This is a genomic window from Ignavibacteriota bacterium (assembly GCA_019637995.1).
Taxonomy (GTDB): domain Bacteria; phylum Bacteroidota; class Ignavibacteria; order Kapaibacteriales; family UBA2268; genus JANJTB01.
Genome location: JAHBUQ010000001.1, coordinates 1133858 through 1154783 on the forward strand (window position 1 = coordinate 1133858; position 20926 = coordinate 1154783).

Below are 20926 nucleotides of genomic sequence, written 5' to 3' on the forward strand. Positions count from 1 at the left end.
TCCGAATAATCTCTGATTCAGAAAATGTTGAAAAACTATAATTTTAAATATTGAAAATAATTTGTGACTTTTTATTCCTAATTTACGTTAATTATTTATGAAAGTTGTACTTTTATAAAAATTATGAATACTGAATAACAAAAATATAGCGATAATGATTTAATTAAAATTATCAGAAGTGGTGAAGGTTACTCAGTTGACTATTCCTTCAACACTCTTTATGAAAGGTATTCTGCTAAGTTGAATTTATTTTGTGTATTCAAATCAAAAAATCCACTTGATGCTGAGGAAATTTTCGAAGATACCTGGCTCAAGTTTCTTGATAGAATCAGGCAAGGAAAAATACCTGAATCAGTTCTGTCATATTTATTTGCAATTGCAAGAAATCTTGCGATAGACAGGTATCGTGCTGAAATTTCAAAGAAAACAATTACAATTGAGTATCGGGATTATTTGAATTTTGAAGACGACTATAGTCAATTATCAACTGAAAATTTGGTTGATGCTGATGAACTTAAGGAGGTTATTATGGGCGTTCTTTCAAATATGGACGACATTTACAGCGAAGTTTTTATTATGCAGTGGTTTGGCGGGTTAACTCAAAGGGAAATTTCCGAAACACTGAATATTGGTTTGTCAGCAGTAAAGATGCGAAGTCATCGTGCCATGAAAGAAGTTATTAAATATGTTAAGCCAATTTATAAGAATTATGATGAGTAGTTCGGAGGATATGAAAATGGAAAATATTGATAGATTTACCAAATATTATTCCGGGGAAATGAATCAAATTGAAGAGGAATTATTTTTTTCTGAATTAGCTTTAGATAATTCAGTCAGAGATGAATTTAAAACTTTTTATATGATAAATAGTTCCTTATCATCAATTGTCAGTTCCTATAAACCAAGTGAAGAAAGTAAAGCCAAGCTTTTCAGCAAAGCCGGATTGGTTTATTCACCGGCTGCCATAACGGTAGCGGCTCTGACTGCAACAAAAGGCACAATAATCAGTCAGATTGCGACTTATACAATGGGCAAACTCGGTTTAATTTTGTTTGGTTTAATTATCGGCGCCGGACTGATGTATCTGCTAAATTCTCAACCTGAAAATATTGCTTTAAATAATCAACCGGCTAATAATGAGGAAAGAATCATTCAAATCTTAGATTCTGAAAAAGCAATTCCAATAATGAGTGCAAATAATGTTGATGAAATTTCATTTACTAAAAGTATCAAACGTAACAAAATTGCATCTAATAATTCAGGAAAAATTCTAACTGAGGATGTTGGAATGGAGGAGAAAGAAGAACTTCACACCCATAATATACAAATTAAAAAGTGTCAAATACCTGATGTTCATAATTTTGAAGGAAATATAATTCCAGAATATAAATTAAATTCTGAAATTAAAAATACAGAGTATTATCAAAAAATTTCAACAGATTTTAAAGAATTAGGTTTATCAGTTGAAACAAGATACTCTACATACTGGAATATGGTAAATGAAAATGTTCAGCCAAGTGAATTTTCGATTTTTAATAATATTGATATATTTGTTTATAAAGAAGTCTTGCAAAATTTGCTTCTGGGTGCAGGTGTGCGTCAGGAAACGTTTTATGCTAAATATAACTCTTTCGAGAATGGACGGGATTTTATATATGAGCAACAACCAAATCTTACAAATTTTGAGTTAGCAATTCGGTATTTCCCATATAATATTGAATTTTTCAAACCGCTTATTCAACTGAACTTAGGCGGTGGTAACTATGGATTCACATATCGTGGAGCAATTGGAAGTGAAATTAATCTGATAGACAAATTTTCAATATTATTAACTATTGATTATGCCACATTCAATTTTTTTCATAAAGACATAAAGAACAATTCGGGTAAAGTTGGAATTAATTACGGAATAAATTATAAATTTTAAATAAATTTGGAGAGAACAATGAATACTAAAATCATTTTATCATTAGCATTGCTTTTGCTATTTTTGACATCCTGTGAAGACATTGTCAATTCAGAAAAGAACATTAAGAAAACTGGATACTTGTATAATAAGGTTCTTAATAATCAGGAAAAAAACGTATTAATGCCATTGAAAGTTGGTAATATGTGGCTATATGAAGTCAAACAATTTGACTCATCCGGTACAATGATTAACGAATATATTGACTCAATCGAAGTCTTAGAGAAAATCAACTTCAGAGGCGAAACATGGTTTAGAGTCAGAATGATAGATATGGGTTCTACTTGGAATTCAATTCTGACTAATACAGATAAGGGGCTATATCGTGCAGACGAGAACACCACACTTGATTGTAGATTTATAGTAGCTCAATATCCTGAGAATCGAAGTCAAATTATTGCCCTTCATGAAGAAAATGTGATGATTATGTATTTTGACGGTCAGAAAGATGTTATTGATACAGTTACAACTCAATATTTAATTGAATTAAATGCAAATTATACTGCTTCTTTTAAATCTGCAAATTATCCTGCACGGGAGTATTCTACTTACTGGAGGGCATTAGAGTTGGTTGATAGTAAAACTTTGCATAAAGTTGATGTTTTTGTTCCAAACATAGGTCTTTTTGAGCATAAACGCTACCGCTTTGCCGGAGGCAGAAGGTATGTTGAAACCCACTATAAATTAGTAGCAACTAATTTAATAAAATAAATAAATTTGGAGAAACATTATGAAATCGAAAGTTATATTAATGCTAATCACAGTGCTTGTTATTATAACAGCTTGCGATGATATTGTCAATTCCGACAGTAACATCAAGAAAACGTCGCTTGATTATAGTAAGGTACTTGATAATCAGGAAACAGGTGTCATAATGCCACTGAAGGTGGGTTATAAGTGGCTGTATTCAGTTGATAAAGTAAATGAAGAAAATGTCGCAATTAGTAATCGTATTGATTCTATTGTCGTTCTGCGTGAAGTAATGTTGGAAAATGAAAAATGGTTTGAAGTATATTTCCCAATGTTTTCAAGAGATTACAATGTCCTGATGACCAATACCGAAAAAGGTTTGATGATTCATTGCGAGCAATGCTTGGAAAAGAAATTTCTTTGGGCAGAATATCCACAAAATGGCAGTCTTTTCTATAGCGGAAGGAAATTAATTCAGTTGAAAGATTCCCAAGGAAATGTAATTGGTCAAGATTATGTACCATTAGGCAAAGAGTCGCAGAGTTCCGGTGTTAGTTTACAAAATGGAAAAAGCTTTTCAACGGTAAATTATGTCTGTTATGCAATCAATCAAAACAAAATGCAAAAAGAAGTTTTCCTTGGAGATGAGCATTTCTCTCCGGATTTTGGTTTAGTTGCCGGATTTACTAAAGCGTTAGATGGAATGCTTGGAGAGCAGTATGAGTATTTAGAGTTTTCTAATATTAGCGAAGTAAATCAATGTATTTATGAAGAAACCATCAACCTTGGCGACATACAAATTGGAAAGGTTCATTCATTCACAAAAGAAATAACAAATACCACTGACAAAACTTATAGTTTGAAAGGAATAGCAATAATACCGGCTACTGAAATTATCAGCTTCGGAAAAATTACACCTACAATGCACGACTGGCTTAACTTCCCAATCAGACAAAATCAAAAGCTTTCTATTGAAATTAAAGTTACACCAGACAAATTAGGAGATTTCTCTACATCAGTAATGATATTTCATTCAGAAATGCATAATTGTTTTTATAGAATTTATATTAACGGTACTTGTGTAGAGTAGGAAATTAGATATAATCTGTATCGCAGATTTAGTCAAGCCAGATGGACTCCACTTACAAAGTGGAGTCCATCTGAAAATCAAATATTTTATTTAGTAATTATATAATTGGAGAAAAAATGAAAACCAAAATTTTATTGCTTTGTTTATTTGTTATGATTTATAGCGAAAGTTCTTCCCAGCTTATAAAATGGGATACGTTAACAACCGACTTTGATTATTTCAACAGACAACATTTCCATACTATAAATGAAACAAGAGAATACATATATTCTTTCAATTTAGGTTCCATCGTTAATAATCTATTAGTTATTTCAGAGTATGATATTTACAAAAAAGATTTCTCAGAACAAATCTCATTCAAATTAGATCAGATGTATAATCCAAATGAATACCGTCCTAATGATTGCATTATGACTGAAAACAACATTATTTATGTAGTTGCTGATTCAGGATATATTTTTCAAAAAAATATTTTTAACAAAGAATGGACTTCAAGAAAAATTATTGAAGAAAGTGCTTTGATTTACAATATTGCTTTCAAGGATTCTTTATTTGGTATTATTTCAAATTATCCGGATTATGAAAACCTGATACCTGAGCTGCATTATACTGAAGATGGAGGAAATAATTGGTCAAAATTTGAAAATCAAATTGAGAACGAAAAGCCATTTTTAATTACAAGTTTTAGATTTTTTCAGGATACAATGATTGTAATTACTTATGAACCGGAAACAAAAAATCGAAAGATATATTTCAGTTTTAACTCGGGATATAATTGGGATTATATCAATGAATTCCCAAAATTTAGTTCATTAGAAAGACATAATAGTATTTATTTCAAAAATGGAAAGTTATGGGTTGCTTCGATAAGGTCAGAGGAATTTGTTTTTTCTGATAATTTTGGTCTAACATGGACGAAAGTAAATGAAGTTAATTCTAATGAAGGGATTCGGGGTATCAGGAATATAACTTTTAAAGATAATTTAAATGAAGGTTTTGCACTAAATCCATACGGTGTTTATTATACTACAGATGGTTTAAACTGGGAATTTGACAGAAATCATGAAGATAAGCAACTAGAAAAATTGAACTTAACGCAATTCAATTACAAAGATGAAATTTATCTTATACAAGATAGCGCTGCATTAAAATATGATGGTCTGATTACTTCAATTAAACAAAATGATGTTTCAAAAATTGGAGGCATGAGCGTTCATCCCAACCCCGCTACAGATTTCATCACAATTCAATTAAGCAACAAAGAGCTTCAGCCCTTTGCAGCAGAAGAAAAAGTGCAGATATTTGATGCGTTGGGTTTGGAAGTCATATCCACCCCGTCAGCTGCGCTGACACCCACGGGTGAGGGGAATTTAAGAATTGATGTTTCGCATTTACCAGCAGGAGTGTATTTCATTCGCATTGGTGAGCAAGTGAGTATGTTTGTAAAGCACTAGAATATTAAGAGTTGTCCGACACTTCCGTAAGTGTCGGACATCTTGAATTGCAATATTTATCCTACTTCAGATTCTTATCAAGGAATTTAAATAATTTATCACTCCAGATTATAAATTCCTGTGGCTTTCCAATAAAATGATTCTCATCAGGAAAGATGCAAATTTCAGCAGGAATGCCTTGAGCACGAGCTGCTGTGAAAGCTTCAAGACTTTGAGTATAAGGCACGCGGAAATCTTTCATCCCTGTAGAAATAAATATCGGGCTATCCCAGTTTTTTACATAATTGTGAGGTGAGAATTTTTCAAACTGTGCTCTATGTTTGGTATCCCAGTAAGGACCACCAAATTCCCAATTTGGGAAAAACAGCTCTTCAGTAGCACCATATTTACTGATAAGATTAAACACTCCGCAATGCGAAACAAATGCAGAGAACCTCTTGTTATGGTGACCTGCAAGCCAGAATGCCGCATAACCTCCGGCACTTGCACCCATCGCTGCTCTGCCGTCGAGCTTTACAAAAGGCTCTTGTGAGAACTGGTCAGTTGCGGCAAGGAGGTCATTCATAGGCATACCGCCCCAGTCAAGACTTATTGAATCGTTCCAAGCCTGACCGAAACCGGGTACACCACGCCTGTTAGCTGCAAGCATAATATATCCCTGAGATGCAAATAGAAACTGATTCCAGCGATAGTGGAAATTAGGAGAAATCATACTTTGCGGACCGCCCTGACAGTATGTAACTACAGGATACTTTTTATTGGGGTCAAAGTTGGGAGGATAAATAATCCAAGAATGGATTTTCTTGCCGTCATTAGCAGTAAACCAACGTTCTTCGACCTTTACTTTGTTGATTTTTTCGTATAATTTTTTATTTTCATCTGTAATTTGATTCATGTTACCGGACTCAATATCCATAGAATATATATCAAGAGGTTCAGTAAAACTTTGCTTTCCGAAAACAAGTGTCTTACCGTCATTAGTGATATTAAGACCACTGCCTATCTTATGTATGCCCTCGGTTACGATTTTCCAGTTGCCTTCGAGGTCTAAATGAAAAATCTGAACTGTACCCTGATTTCCGGCTACTAAATAAAAGGATTTGCTGTCCGGAGTCCAAACAAATTCTTCCACCCATTGATCTAAAGTTTTTGATATTTCAGTAATTATTCCATCCAGACGATTATAGACCATAAGCCTGATTCTGTCTGATTCAAAGCCCGGACGTTCCTGACTAACGAATGCGATTAAATTTCCATCTGGTGAATATTTAGGGTTTTTGTCGTAACCAAGCATACCTTCAGTTATATTTTTGGTTGTTCCGTTTTCAATATCATATAAATATATATCTGAATTGGTACTCCATGGATAATCGGAGACTTTTTTGGATGTATAAGCAATTTCTTTTTCATCAGGTGAAATGTCATATTCTTCTGCACCTCCAAAAGGTTTGAGTGGAGATTCATATTTTTCACCCTCCATAATGTCTTTAGGCTCACCGCCTTCAACAGGAGCCACAAAAATATGGCTTACCATCTCGTCATTCCACTCATCCCAATGTCTGATATGCAAATCATCATAGAAATGCATATTTGCTTTGTCAAATTTCGGATACTGATCTTTCAGAGATTCATAAGCCTTGATTTCACTTGCGAATACGAATGTTCCGGGTACTCCGGCATGCACGAAATTACTTACACCATTTTCCACATTTGTGAATTTCTTAGGAGTACCCTTAGGAAAATCCATAATATAAATCTGTGGAGAGCCGTCAACTGTTGTTATAAATGCTAACTTATTATCACTAATAAATCTTGCATTAAACTCCGGAGCCGTGTTATTTGTAAGTTGAATTTTCTCGCTTCCGTCAATTTTAACAGCAAATAAATCGCTATATAGTTTGTTATCAGCTATTGATGGAGTCGAAAGTCGGTAAACTAACCATTGTCCATCGGGAGAAAGAGTAAAGTCGCTAACCCTTTTGGTTGTATATAGGTCTGTGGCGCTAAAATCTCTTGTTTCAAAATTGGTTTGATTCAAACTGAAGTCAATATCGCTTTTTACAGCTGTAGTTTCCTGAGTTTTTTCTTCAGAGCAGGACATAATCATAAGCAATAATCCAGTCAAAATAATTGCTGAAATTTTATTTAACATAATTTCCTCAAAAATATTATTTTTAAAAATGTTTGTAACAATCTACTAAAATAATAAAAAATTATTAATATAAATAAAATACACAGTATTTATTTTGGATTTGAAATTACGCGATTGGTAAATTCAAAAAAAAATCACTTCTTTTTTATCTTAATATTAGATAATGCCCCATCAATTTGAAAATCAATCTTATTAACATTATCATAATAATTTTTAGTAACAAAAATACCGGAACTGTTTTTTGTAAAATTCTCAAATGAAGTCTTGCTTAATGCAAAATCCCCTTGAACTGAACAGCCTGCATCTTCTGGTACAGTAATGTCAAGAGTAGCAGCACCACAATTTATATTTACTTTAGTCATCGGCAGATGAGCTCCAAGCTTTAATCCGGCATTAGTGGCACCTGCGTCAATATTCAGATTTGGGACTTTCAACTCTTCCAAATCCAGTTTAATTTTTGATGCTCCGGCACTGATATCAATATCCCATTCCAAATCTTCTAAAATCTCAATTTTAGTATATCTTGACTGGTTATTAGTACCCTCACTACCTGCAAGACTGTAATTTAATACAACAAGTGAATCATTAGGGCGGTCAATTGTAACATCACAAAATACAGATGAAGAATTCACTTCGTATAAATAATCCATAGTATTTGAAATGACAAAACTACCAGCTCCACCAGAAAAATTGAGTACACCCTTCGTTACTTTTTCATCAAGTATCTCATGATTGCTGTTGCAATCACTCTTTGCAGAATTGATATCAATATTATTTCCAAGCTCACTCAAATAACTAAAACCGCTTGTAAACATTGCTACTATAAGCAATGAAAGTAAAAGACCCGACAGTGAAAGAATTATATTTTTTACAATGAGTGGAATTTTTAGAAGTGATAAGCCCCATATTATCAAAAGAAGTGGCCACCAGTCAATTACTTCGCTGAAACTAACGCGAAATGCACCGAAATTATTTGATAAGATAAAAATTCCAAGAAAAATTAGAAATGAGCCCCAGAAAAAAAGACTGCTTTTCATAATACACCTCCATTTTTCTTGCTTGCTTTGTAGATAATGTAAGCTCCAAATCCTACAAGTATGAGGGGCCAGATGTAGCTTAAATCAATTTGAGGTATAAATCTTTTTAATAAAAACAACATTCCGAATGCTATTAATATGGAGCCGCCAATTATCCTTCTTTGATTTTGCCTCGCTTCGTATATGATTTTCTCAACTTCCGGTACTTCAGCTTTAACATCTTCAGAGAACTCAACACCTTCGATATCATCACTAAGAGGAACAAAAATCCATAATGCAATATAAACAATAAGGCTAAGCCCCCAAGCAAATAACGATACAATAAATATAACCCTTATAATTACAGGGTCAACATCAAAATACTCTCCTAATCCACCGGCTACACCACCTATGAATTTATTCCTGCCGGACCTGTATAATTGCTTTGTCATTTCAGCACCTTTTAATTTAATTGTATTTGTTTTATTTAATATTACGCTGTGGTTATTTACAAGTTTCAAAGATAATATTTTTTTTCTTTTTTTATAGAAAATTATTTACATGTTTACCGTCTTTATTTATTTTAATCAAAATGGAAGCTAAATTTACTTATCTATTGCTGAATTTGTTTACAATTTCATATCCATTGGCTCAGAGTTTCGAATGGAGACTGACATATTATAAAAGCTGGTATGCTCTATTTCCTGCGATGCTACTAACAGGCATTTTTTTCATTGTTTGGGATGTTCTGAAAACCTGGTATGGAGTATGGTCATTTAATCCTGAGTATTTAATCGGAATAAATATCATAAATCTTCCTTTAGAAGAATGGCTGTTTTTTGTCACAGTTCCTTATGCTTGTGTATTTATCTATGAAGTTATGAATTATTATGTAAAAAAAGATGTTTTTGGCAATATTTCAAAGCAAATTTCTTTAATTCTCGGTATTTTTATTTTAGTAAGCGGGCTTCTGAACAATGATAAGGCATATACTTTTGTTATGTTTTCGTTACAGGGAATTTATTTAATTTTGATGTCCTTATATTTCAAGCCCAAATGGTTTGGCAGGTTTTTTCTTGCCTATCTTGTATCTCTTATTCCTTTTGGATTAGTAAACGGCATCCTGACTGCTCTTCCAGTAGTAATTTACAATAATGCTGAGAATCTTGGAATCAGACTTTACACAATCCCTATCGAGGACACCATGTACAGTATGATGCTTATGATGATGAATATTCATTTATACGAATTTTTCAAAAGCAAGTCACTAAAAAAACATCTTAGAATTAATTCATATTGAAAAGCCCCCAAATAATTGGAGGCTTTTCTGAAATCATAATTTCAAAACAAGAAACAGACTATCCCTTAATTGCTTTCACTTTTTCGGTTAATTTTGGTAATATATCGAATATATCACCTACTAAACCATAGTCAGCAACTTTGAAAATCGGTGCATCTTTGTCTTTATTTACTGCAAAAATTATTTTCGAGCTTGACATACCTGCAAGATGCTGAACTGCACCGGAAATACCGCATGCAACATATAATGTTGGAGATACAGTTTTACCTGTCTGACCTACCTGCTCAGAATGTGGTCTCCAGCCGGCATCAACAACTGCACGTGAAGCACCTACAGCACCGCCAAGAGCAGAAGCAAGATTTTCGATCAGATGATAATTTTCAGGTCCTTTGAGTGCTCTACCACCTGAAACTACAATGTCAGCTTCAAGAACGTCGAGCTTGCCTTCATTTCGGAGAATATTTGTAACCTTAACTTTTGCTTCAGCAGTTGAAGTTTCTGCATTTATGCTTTCAACATTCATACCTGAAACAGGATTTTTCACCGAAGTAAATACGTTAGGTCTTAATGATAATACTTTGTTTGATGTATTAAACATAGATGTAATTATTGCTTTTCCTGCGTAAACAGGCTTTTGTACACTAATTTCCCCATTTTCAATTTTTATGCCAACAACATCTGCGACATATCCTGCACCTATACCTACTGAAACTCGCGGTGCTAATTCAAGTCCTGTCGCATTAGCTGAGAACAGCACTGTATCGAATCCTTTTGATTTGATAACACGATTTAAAATGGAGGCATGTTGGGATGAAGAATAACTTGAATCACCATCAAAATTAACGAGTATAGCATTTTTCAATCCATATTCTTCTGCTGTTTTTGCTTGTTCGGCAGTTCCACCGATTAAAATCCCCGTAACATCATCGCCAATTAATGATGCCGCAGAAATAAGCTCATAAGAAACTCTTTTAAGAGAACTTTTGTTAGGTTCGAGATAAACTAAAATTTTGCTCATAATTTATATATTTCCTTTTTACTTATTTACTTAATTATATTACTTTAGCATCTTCTTGGAGACTGCGAATAATTTCGGCAATATCGGCATCTGAATCTCCTAAAATTTTACCGACTCTTTGTTTGCTTGGAAGTTCCATACCTATAACAGAAACAGTAGATTCAACCGATTTGGCATCAATTTCATCAATAGGTTTCTTTTTAGCTTTCATAATATCGGGCAATTTTGGATAGCGTGGTTCATTAAGTCCTTTCTGGCAACTTATCAGGCATGGCAATGTAGCTTCAACTGCTTCTTTACCGCCTTCTATATCACGCTCCGCTTTTACTTCATTTCCAATAACTTCAAGCTTTGAGACAACTGAAATCGAAGGAATATCAAGCAGACCTGCAACCATAGAAGGAACTTGGAATGAATCAAAATCAACACTTTGGCGACCTGCAAATATTATATCATAAGATACTGTTTTTGCATATTCTGCAAGATTGAAAGCAGTCTGATATGAATCCAGATTTTCACCTTTAATAAATACCGCATTATCAGCGCCCATTGCAAGTGCTGTTCTCAGGATTTCACTTGATTCAGCGGAACCTACTGTAACTGCTGTAACTGTACCGCCATTTTTTTCTCTAAGTCTTAGTCCTTCTTCAAGTGCAAATTCATCATAAGGATTTAGAATGTACTTAACACCTTTGCTATCAATGTTTTTACCGTCAACACCAACAAAAATTTTGGTCGCTGTATCGGGTACTCTTGATACAAATACAAGAATATTCATTAAATTACTCCGATTTTAGAATCTAAATAAAATATTGTTTATATAATAATTAAAGTTAAACGAATTTATAGTTAATTATTTTATTTTCTCACAATTTTCTTAAATTATCAAAAATATATCAGGGTAGTCAGTTGTTGATATTTGTTAATGATATAAATACATCTCGTCAGTTGTTATTACTGACGAGATGACATACAATCACAAACAAATTCAAAAATTAGATTTTCTTTGCTACAAGAGTAAGTATCGTTGCTTGGGTTACGAGCTCATTATTTTGATTAAAGACTTCGACATCCCATTTCACAACGCCATGAGGCGGCATTCCTTCTTTATCTTCTTTAGCTGTTTTTTCGAGTACAGTCAAATTTACTCTGATTGTATCACCGACATAAACCGGCTGGGTAAACCGAAGTTCGTCTATCCCATAATTTGCAAGTACAGGACCTTTCTTTGGGTCAACAAACAGACCGGCAGCAGCCGACATGACAAAATATCCATGTGCCACCCTGCTTGTGAAAAAAGTTCCTTCAAGAGAGGTTACATCGGTATGTGCATAGAAATTATCGCCGCTTACTCCTGTAAAATTAACAATATCAGTTTCAGTTACTGTTCTGCCATGAGTTGATAAAGTATCTCCAATTTCCAGCTCTTCAAAATATTTACGGAACGGATGTATGACATCTTCCCTACGCTCGGCACCCTTCTGCCACCTGTTACTAATTTTTGTTATGGTTGTTGGATGTCCCTGAATTGCAGTTCTCTGCATATAATGCGTAACAGACCTGATGCCTCCAAGCTCTTCACCACCGCCAGCTCTGCCGGGACCTCCATGTACAAGATGTGGCATAGGCGAGCCGTGACCGGTAGATTCCTTTGCACAATCCTTATTTATAATAATAAGCCTTCCGTGATATGAAGCAGTTCCGAAGAAAAGCTCTTTAGCTACATCATTATCGGCAGTAAAAATTGAGCCTACAAGACTTCCCTGACCTTTCTTTGCCAGTATTGCGGCTTCTTCAGTTGTTTTATAAGGAATAATTGTGCTGACAGGTCCAAATGCTTCAATATCATGGACTTCGTTTGCTGTGAAGGGATTATTACAATATAACAATGTAGCAGGGAAGAATGCTCCGTCTTCAGCATTTCCACCTACAATATCGTAGCTGTCGAGAGAACCGCTGACTAGTTCACAGCTGCGCATCAGCTCTTCTACTTTTGAACGAACTTCTTTAACTTGGGGCTTCCCTGCGAGTGGTCCCATTCTGACATTTTCTATATCCGGATTACCTATAATATTTTTGGCAAGTCTTGATTTCAGTGCATTTATGACCGGTTCGACCATATTTTCAGGAACAATTGCCCTACGAATTGCAGTACATTTCTGCCCTGCTTTGACAGTCATTTCCCTAACAATTTCCTTAATATAAAGGTCAAATTCTTCTTTATCTGGTGTTACATCTATTCCAAGAATTGAGCAGTTCAATGAATCTGCTTCCATATTAAATCTTACAGAATTTTCCAAAAATGCCGGACTTGATTTCAGCATTTTGCCTGTAACTGCCGAGCCTGTAAATGTTACAACATCCTGGCATGTAACATGCTCCAGTAAATCACCGGCACTGCCTGTAATGAGCTGCAATGCACCTTCCGGGAGGATTTTTGAAACAATAATTTCTTTCACCATAAGTTCTGTCAGATAAGCAGTAAGTGATGCCGGTTTAACAATTGCAGGTAAACCTGCAAGAAGGGAAGGTGAAATTTTCTCAAGCATTCCCCAGATTGGGAAATTAAATGCATTGATATGAATAGCTGCCCCTTCAAGCGGAACGCAGATATGATGTCCAATAAAAGTTCCTTTTTTGGATATTACCTCAGCATTTCCCTCCAATAGAAACGGCTCGTCCGGTAATTCCCGTCTACCTTTGCTTGCGTAAGTAAATAGAGTACCAATTCCTCCCTCGATATCAATCCAAGAGTCAGTCCTTGTAGCACCTGTGGCTTTCGATAGTTCATAGAATATTTCTTTTTTGCTTAACAAATGCTGTGCTAATGCCTTAAGCATTCTTGCTCTTTCGTGGAATGTCATTTTCCTTAAAGTTGGACTTCCTACCTCGCGGGCATACCTTAGCATATCCTTAAAATCAACGCCTTTACTTGATATTTCACCGATTGGCTCACCGGTTACAGCATGAAATAGCATAGTACCGCTTCCTTCACCCTCTATCCATTGACCGCTTGCATAGCTCTTTAATTTCATTTGAAATCCTAATTTTTTTTATTTGACAGAATTGATATTAATAAATTAACGTTGAAATATGAAAAGTGTTGTTAATTTTTTTGAGTTGATTAGGTGTAGTGTGTTGTGGTTAGAGTTTGAGAATTGAATAATATTGTTTTGAGACAAATTTACAGAAAATGTTATCATCAGGATACTAAAATCACAAATATGAAATCTTAAAATATCATGGACATTTCATTATGAAATATTTATCTAATGACACAATACTACTTCTGTGCTAAGTCGAAGTGTGACACTTTAATATAATATTTAACAAGTTGCCGGTTTCAATTACATTCTGAAAATACCAAATCTTGGTTCAGGAATTTCCCGATTTAGTGACATAGATATTCCAAGAGCTATTGCATTTCTTGTGTCGAGCGGGTCAATGATTCCATCGTCCCATAGTCTTGCAGTACTGTAGTATGGGCTTGCTTCTTGCTCATATTGCCGAAGAATAGGTTCCTGAATCATACGAATGTCTTCATCAGTTAGTTTCACACCAGTTTTTTCCAACTGTTTGATTTTGACAGTAGAAAGAACATTTGCTGCCTGCTCGCCGCCCATAACAGAGATTCTGCTATTTGGGTACATAAATAATAAACGAGGTTTGTATCCTCTGCCACACATAGCATAATTACCTGCACCATAAGATCCGCCGACTATAACAGTAAATTTCGGCACCTGTGCATTAGCAACAGCGTGAACAAGTTTAGCTCCATCGCGTGCAATGCCTCCATGTTCATATTTTTTCCCAACTATAAATCCTGTTATATTTTGTAAAAATAGTAATGGGATTTTTCTCATAGAGCATAATTCGATAAAATGGGCTCCTTTTAGACTTGACTCTGAGAAAAGAACACCGTTATTAGCAATAATTCCTACCGGATACCCTTTAATTCTTGCAAATCCGGTAATTAAGGTCTTGCCATATTCAGCTTTGAACTGCTGAAATCTACTTCCATCAACAAGTCTGGCAATCACTTCCATCATATCAAATTGTTGGCGGAGATTTGCAGGGAGAATGCCATAAATTTCTTTCGGGTCATAGAATGGCTCTTCAGGGATTTCAATATCAAGTTCAAATTTTCTTTTTTTGTCGAAATTTTCAACAATATTCCGAACGATTTCAAGAGCGTGCATATCATTTTGGGCATAATGGTCTGAAACGCCTGAAATCTTGCAATGTACATCAGCACCTCCAAGTTCTTCATCTGTAACTATTTCTCCGGTTGCAGCCTTAACAAGTGGCGGTCCTCCGATAAATATTGTCGCCTGATTTCTGACCATAATAGTTTCGTCGCTCATTGCCGGAACATAAGCTCCACCTGCTGTGCAGGAACCCATCACACAAGCAATCTGAGGAATTCCTTCGGCTGACATCTGAGCCTGATTATAAAATATATTTCCAAAATGCTCTTTATCGGCGAATGTATCGGATTGATATGGCAGAAAAATTCCGCCTGAATCCACGAGATATATGCAAGGGAGCTTGTTTTCAAGAGCTACAGTCTGAGCTCTTATGTGTTTTTTGATTGTCATCGGGAAATATGTACCACCCTTGACTGTGGCATCATTGGCGACAATCATACATTCCCTGCCTTTGATTACACCAATACCGGTAATCACACCGGCAGATGGAGCATCGCCATCATACATATCGTAAGCAGCAAGTGAATTAAGCTCAAGAAATGGAGTATTTTCATCGCAAAGATTGGCAATTCTGTCGCGTACTAATAATTTACCTCTGTCTGTGTGGCGTTTACGGGCAATTTCCGGACCTCCAAGCCTGACCTTATCGAGAGTTTCTTTAAGCTGTGAAGTAAGTTTTATCAAATTTTCATGGTTTTCTTTAAATTCAGGCGATTTTGTATTTAATTTTGAATTAATTCTGTACATTCAAAAAGCTCCGGAAATTTCATAAATAAAAATTCTAAAACGTATTGATTAAAAAAACATTTTCGTTTTCATTAAAACCTTCTGTGATTTAAAAATATTGAAAAAATAAAAAAAAACTATATTATATAGACATTATACATTTAAAATTTTGTTTATTAATCAAAATTTACTAATTTTAAGAGTTATAAATGTGTAAATATGAATATTGTGTTAAAATTTTTGCATTTAGATTACTTGTTATCGTAAAATCATAGAAAATTTTATACCAATTTCATTTTAGAAAAATAATTTGTAACTTTTTTTGTAAATAATGTGTTATATAATAATATTTTTGTTAATCTTTTTAATGGAGTTTTTTTCATGAAATCTATAAATACAAAATTAGGTATCAGCCTATTTTTATTTGCTTTTTTGTTGCTTGTTGGCACAAACGATGCTTTAGCAATAAAAAGAGTATTAATTGAACAACAAACCGGTGCTTGGTGCGGTTGGTGTCCGGATGGTTCTGTAAGAATGGACCAAATAATTGACCAGAATCCTGACAGAGTTATTGGGGTCAAATGGCACAATGGTGATGCTATGACAATTACCGAACAATCACAGTTTGCTCAGACTTTTGGTATAACCGGTTATCCTACAGGAACTGTTGACAGAAAACCATACAATGGTAGGATTGCATTAAATAGAGGTGACTGGGCTGCAGCAGTAAATGCAAATTTGAATTCACCAAATGTAGCTGATGTATCAGTGCAATACGATTTAGATCCTACAACTAAGAAAATAACAGCTACTGTTACAGGCAAAGCTCTTGTAAACGAAACCCGTCAATTAGCATTAAATCTATATATCATTGAAGATTTTTGCTCCGGTACCGGAAACCAGTGGGACCAAAGAAACTATATGTCAGGAAATGCAAGTTTTGTTGGACATCCTTACTATTCCAAACCTGACCCAGTTACAAACTATCAGCACATGAAAGTTGTTCGTAAAGTTTTAGGTGGTGTTTATGGTAGCACAAAAAATGTACCTGCTACATTAAATAACGGACAGGAGTTTTCTGAAACTTTCACTTACAATGTTGAACCTTCATGGAATACTGACAATCTTTATGTTGTTGGTGTAATTCAGGCGTTTGTTACTTCAGGACAAAGTTTAACTGATGCTCAAATTATCAATGCAATAGAAGTTGGTAGAAAAGAAGTCCTAATTACAGAAGTTAATGTTGCTGAGCCTCACAAGATGATTGACCCGGGTCAGACCATGAAGAGACAAATCGAATTGCAAAATCCACAGGATTTCCAAATTTCTGTAAATTTAGCAATATCAGGTACTGTACCTAATGGCTGGGAACTTACTTTCCCATCTTCAGTAAATATTCCTGCTAAAGGCAAAGTTAGTGTAGAAGCTACAGTTGTTGCACCAACAGGTACACCAAGTTTTGCAGAATTCAAATTCACAGCAACTCCTAAGAAATTTGCTGAATACAATTCTGCTCCTTCAGCAGGTGGATTTACTTCACTTACCAGCAATACTAAATTTATTTATTACACAGGTTCTAATGGTAATTCAGCTGCTTTCACCAGTACTATGAACGGAATGAACGAATATATTAAAGATTTCGCATTTGTTCCTTTTGGTGCAGATGTTATTGATGCCTACAAACCTGCATATTTCGATGTAATATTCATTTCATCTAATTTATCAGGTGCTTCAGGATTGTTTTCAGGCGTATCAGGTGCAAGTGTAGCTACTTTCAATGCTGTTACTCAGGCAATCAATGCAGGCAAGAAAGTTGTAATCAGTTCAGATTACGATTTATCTTATGCATTAAGCAATAATGGCACCCAGCAAGCAAGAGATTTTTATAGTTTTCTTGGTGTTGAAGGTGGCGAATATGTATTCCGTCGTCAGTTTAGTAATGGTCAGTGGGGAAATCAATTGTTCAATTTCCCTGTTAAAGGAGTTAATGGCGATGTAATTAGTAATGGTATGAGCTTCACAGGTAATCAATATAACCAAGCTACAAATCCGTATTTTGTTTACTTAACAGATGTATTGCGAGTTAAAGCAGGTTCTTTTGGTGTACCATTCCTTATCATGGATGATGATCAATCCAGAATTGGCGGCATCCGTTTTGAAAAAGGTGAATCTAAATATATTTATATGAGTGTTGGTTTCGAAGCTTTAGTCCCTGCAGACAGAGCAATGTTAATTGACAAAATTATGAAATGGTTCAAAACTGAAACTGCTCCCGATGGTCCAAAAGTGGCAGTTAATACCAAAACCCTTGATTTCGGTACTGTTGACACAGACCAGTCAAAAGATATGACAATTACATTATCAAATACAGGCGACCAGGCTCTTACTGTTTACAGCATTGTGAAAACCGGAGATAGTAAAAAAGCATTCACAATTGTATCAGGTGATAATGTGAAGTCAGTAGCTGCAGGTGAAAGTGTAGATGTATTGGTTAAATTTGAACCAAAAGATGCAGATAACTATTCAGGTGTAATAACATTTACAACTGATGGTAAAAACGAGCAAACAACTTCTGTTAATCTTAGTGGCAGAGGAAATCCGGCAGGTAGTGTGGCTTATGGCACTACTCCAAACGGAGCTCTGACAATGTCAATGACACCTAATCCGGTAGTTGATAATTCTCAGTTCAACTATACGATCAGTAGCGATGAATCAAGAAATGTAAGAATTTATGTAATGGACTTAGCAGGCAAGGTTATAACTGAACTTGTAAATTCAAGTCTTTCAGCAGGTACTTATAATATGAATTTCTCAGCTACAAATTATGTAAGCGGTACTTATTTCATTATGGCAGAAGTTGATGGCTCAAAAGCACAAATTCCTGTTGTAATTACTAAGTAAACTATTACTTTTTGACTAAATATGACAGCCGGAATAGGTTATATTTCGGCTGTTTTAATAAAAAAGAATATGAAATTGGTAACTTATGCCCTAAGATAATGAATTAGTCATAATCTTAGGATGCAAGTTAAACGAAATATTGATTTTATTCGACTATAAATTTATATATATTATTGAAAACAAGAAATTTTTCAAATTAGTTTAAGGAGTAATTATAATGAAAAGCAAATTTTTACTGATATTAACTACCTTGTTAGTCAGTTTGATGATGTTGCCACAAGGACTTTTCAGTCAGGAGAAGTATTACATCATTTTCGATAATTTCGAAGACCAAATCGGTAACGATGGAGTCCAGATAACTAACTTATTTGATTTATGTTACTGGGATCCATTGAGGACTGATGTATTATTAGGCAAATATGCAGAGAAAAAGCCTTTTAATGCTCTTACATTTGCACAGAAAGAAATTACCGAATATGATGTTGCAATCTTTGTAATGGGTACTACCAATCATCTCGGTACATCAGTTGATGGTATCAAAGTCCTTGATAAGATTAAAATGATGGTTAATGCCAATAAAGGAGTTTTAATCATCGGCACTAATGTTGTTCCCGAAGCATTCAAACCGGGCGGTGATGCTCAGGCAAGGGCATGGCTAACTGAATGGCTTGGAATTGACAATGTCAGGATTTTGGGTCACGTTCAGGGAAACACAATTTATGGTATGCGGGTTGATGGTGTGGAAGGCGACCCGATTTCCCGCGGCTTCCAGAAACAATGTAACCGCCAGTTTGCTGAAAACAACCCCGAGCTTCGCGGACCTATTCGCTATTACAGTGGCACTCCTTTTTTTGAGATCAAAGGTGGCAAAAATGCTAAAGGATTTGACTTCATTAAGGAAGCAGCAGACCAAAATATAACTGAAACCTGGATAACCGGCGCAAGAGCTGAACAAGGCAAAGCAAGAGTAGCACTTTGGACTACTAATTTTGATATTGCTTCTACATACCACACAAACAGATTTTACAATGCAATGACTTGGGCAGTTCGTTGGATGGTTAGCGACGTACCTCATCCGGAAGGTTTCCTGACTATAGAAGATGAAACTGTTGATTTCGGTATTGTAGAGCCTAATCAGTCCGGCTATATGCAGGCAGTCTTCATGAATACCGGTCGCCAGAAACTTACTGTTTCAAAATTTGAAATTGCAGGCGACGAGCCTGATGGCAGCTTCAGAATTACCGAAGGCGGTGAAGGGATTACTATGAATCCTGGTGACGTACATATCGTTAATTTGCAGTTCTCCCCAAAAGAACAGAGACTATACGAAGATTATTTGATTATTGAATCTGATGCTTATAACGGCACAATCGAAGCTAAATTAATCGGACAGGGCGGCGAGCAGGTATTCAATGGACCAAGACTTCAGCTATCTTCACTTCCCATTGATTTCGGAACAGTTCCTTTTGGGCAGTATTCCGATAAGAATATTGCCATTTCAAATATCGGAAATGTAGCAATGGTTGTCGAAACTGTAACATTCGAAGAAGACGCAGGCAAAAGATTTACTTTCGCAGAAATAGTAAAAACTCCAATGACTGTACCTCCGGGTGAAACTCAATATGTAAAAATCAGATTTACATCAGCTGATGAAGAATCCGGAAATTACGCAGGTAAAATCAATGTTACTTCAAATGCATTGAATAATTTAGGAAAAGGTTCACTTGAATTGAAAGCACGTGCTGCTGGATTATCAACTAACTCAGGATTATCATTGTCTTCAACATCAATTGATTTTGGTGAAGTCGAAGTAACTGATGATGATGTTCAAACATTGAAAATTTCGAATATCGGTTCAAATGTACTTAGAATTTTCAGCATTACATGGGACTCAAAGTCAGGTGGTGAAAATTTAGCTCAGTTCTCATTTATAGATAATACAAATGTAACTAAACCTACAATTGAAGTTCAACCCGGTGAATCTCATGATTTAAAAATTAAGTTTGCTCCTCAGGCAGGCAAAGACTATGCAGCAATTATTCAAATGCTTACAAACGACCCTGTAGATGAAGGGCTTGTCGAAGTACCTGTTGCCGGAAAAGGCAAAATTCCTGCAAGTGTAAAAGATGGTATAGCAAAAATTCAGGGATTAAATGTAAAAATCAGTCCAAATCCTGTGACTGACAATAGCTCTGTAGAATATACACTTGATGTTTCAGGAAATCTTGAAATGTCAATTATTGACCAAACCGGTAGAAAAGTATCTGACATTTATAATCAATTCACAAATGAAGGATTATATATGAAAGAACTTTCAGCAGGAAATCTTGCAAATGGTGTATATTTCCTATCAGTTAAATTTAATGGACAAACTGTTCAGATGCCATTTGTTATAAGCAAATAAT

At 35.0% G+C, this 20926-nt stretch carries 15 protein-coding genes; 8 read left to right on the top strand and 7 right to left on the bottom strand.

The window, feature by feature from the left end; all coding sequences use genetic code 11:
* Positions 1–240: 240 nt before the first annotated feature.
* From KF896_04445 to KF896_04465, 5 genes are all read left to right on the top strand, one after another.
* Positions 241–720 (top strand): RNA polymerase sigma factor, encoded by a 480-nt coding sequence (locus tag KF896_04445; protein ID MBX3042948.1) that lies wholly within the window; start codon positions 241–243, stop codon positions 718–720.
* Positions 721–736: 16 nt separating this feature from the next.
* Positions 737–1927: a hypothetical protein gene (locus tag KF896_04450; GenBank protein MBX3042949.1), complete on the top strand. Its 1191-nt coding sequence runs from the start codon at positions 737–739 to the stop codon at positions 1925–1927.
* 18 nt (positions 1928–1945) lie between these two features.
* Positions 1946–2677, top strand: a complete 732-nt coding sequence (locus tag KF896_04455; protein ID MBX3042950.1) for a hypothetical protein — start codon at positions 1946–1948, stop codon at positions 2675–2677.
* Between the two features lie 19 nt (positions 2678–2696).
* Positions 2697–3746: a hypothetical protein gene (locus tag KF896_04460; GenBank protein MBX3042951.1), complete on the top strand. Its 1050-nt coding sequence runs from the start codon at positions 2697–2699 to the stop codon at positions 3744–3746.
* A gap of 116 nt (positions 3747–3862) precedes the next feature.
* Positions 3863–5200, top strand: a complete 1338-nt coding sequence (locus tag KF896_04465; GenBank protein MBX3042952.1) for a T9SS type A sorting domain-containing protein — start codon at positions 3863–3865, stop codon at positions 5198–5200.
* 61 nt (positions 5201–5261) lie between these two features.
* Here the strand turns inward: KF896_04465 and KF896_04470 are convergent, their stop codons facing one another.
* From KF896_04470 to KF896_04480, 3 genes are all read right to left on the bottom strand, one after another.
* Positions 5262–7352 (bottom strand): S9 family peptidase, encoded by a 2091-nt coding sequence (locus KF896_04470; protein MBX3042953.1) that lies wholly within the window; start codon positions 7350–7352, stop codon positions 5262–5264.
* A 134-nt stretch (positions 7353–7486) separates the two neighbouring features.
* Positions 7487–8389 carry a hypothetical protein gene (locus KF896_04475; protein ID MBX3042954.1) on the bottom strand — a complete coding sequence of 301 codons (903 nt, stop codon included), beginning with the start codon at positions 8387–8389 and terminating at the stop codon, positions 7487–7489.
* Entirely contained in the window at positions 8386–8820 is a 435-nt protein-coding gene (locus KF896_04480) for a PspC domain-containing protein (GenBank protein ID MBX3042955.1), read from the bottom strand. The genes KF896_04475 and KF896_04480 overlap by 4 nt, the downstream gene beginning before the upstream one ends.
* A 140-nt stretch (positions 8821–8960) precedes the next feature.
* Here KF896_04480 and KF896_04485 point away from each other — a divergent pair, with 140 nt between their 5' ends.
* The gene (locus tag KF896_04485) at positions 8961–9668 is read left to right on the top strand and encodes a lycopene cyclase domain-containing protein (protein ID MBX3042956.1); all 708 of its coding nucleotides are present in this window, start codon (positions 8961–8963) and stop codon (positions 9666–9668) included.
* Between the two features lie 58 nt (positions 9669–9726).
* On the opposite strand, the gene KF896_04490 is transcribed toward KF896_04485, so the two are convergent.
* From KF896_04490 to KF896_04505, 4 genes are all read right to left on the bottom strand, one after another.
* On the bottom strand, positions 9727–10689 hold the full coding sequence (locus KF896_04490; GenBank protein ID MBX3042957.1) for an electron transfer flavoprotein subunit alpha/FixB family protein: 963 nt from the start codon (positions 10687–10689) through the stop codon (positions 9727–9729).
* Positions 10690–10720: 31 nt separating this feature from the next.
* On the bottom strand, positions 10721–11464 hold the full coding sequence (locus KF896_04495) for an electron transfer flavoprotein subunit beta/FixA family protein (GenBank protein MBX3042958.1): 744 nt from the start codon (positions 11462–11464) through the stop codon (positions 10721–10723).
* Between the two features lie 217 nt (positions 11465–11681).
* Positions 11682–13721, bottom strand: coding sequence for a phenylacetic acid degradation bifunctional protein PaaZ (paaZ, locus tag KF896_04500; protein ID MBX3042959.1), 2040 nt, complete (start codon positions 13719–13721; stop codon positions 11682–11684).
* Between the two features lie 312 nt (positions 13722–14033).
* Positions 14034–15641, bottom strand: a complete 1608-nt coding sequence (locus KF896_04505) for a methylcrotonoyl-CoA carboxylase (protein MBX3042960.1) — start codon at positions 15639–15641, stop codon at positions 14034–14036.
* A gap of 360 nt (positions 15642–16001) precedes the next feature.
* Between KF896_04505 and KF896_04510 the strand changes: the two genes are divergently transcribed.
* Both KF896_04510 and KF896_04515 read left to right on the top strand, forming a co-directional pair.
* The gene (locus tag KF896_04510) at positions 16002–18521 is read left to right on the top strand and encodes an Omp28-related outer membrane protein (protein MBX3042961.1); all 2520 of its coding nucleotides are present in this window, start codon (positions 16002–16004) and stop codon (positions 18519–18521) included.
* A 217-nt stretch (positions 18522–18738) separates the two neighbouring features.
* Positions 18739–20925, top strand: a complete 2187-nt coding sequence (locus KF896_04515) for a choice-of-anchor D domain-containing protein (GenBank protein ID MBX3042962.1) — start codon at positions 18739–18741, stop codon at positions 20923–20925.
* Position 20926 lies beyond the last annotated feature (1 nt).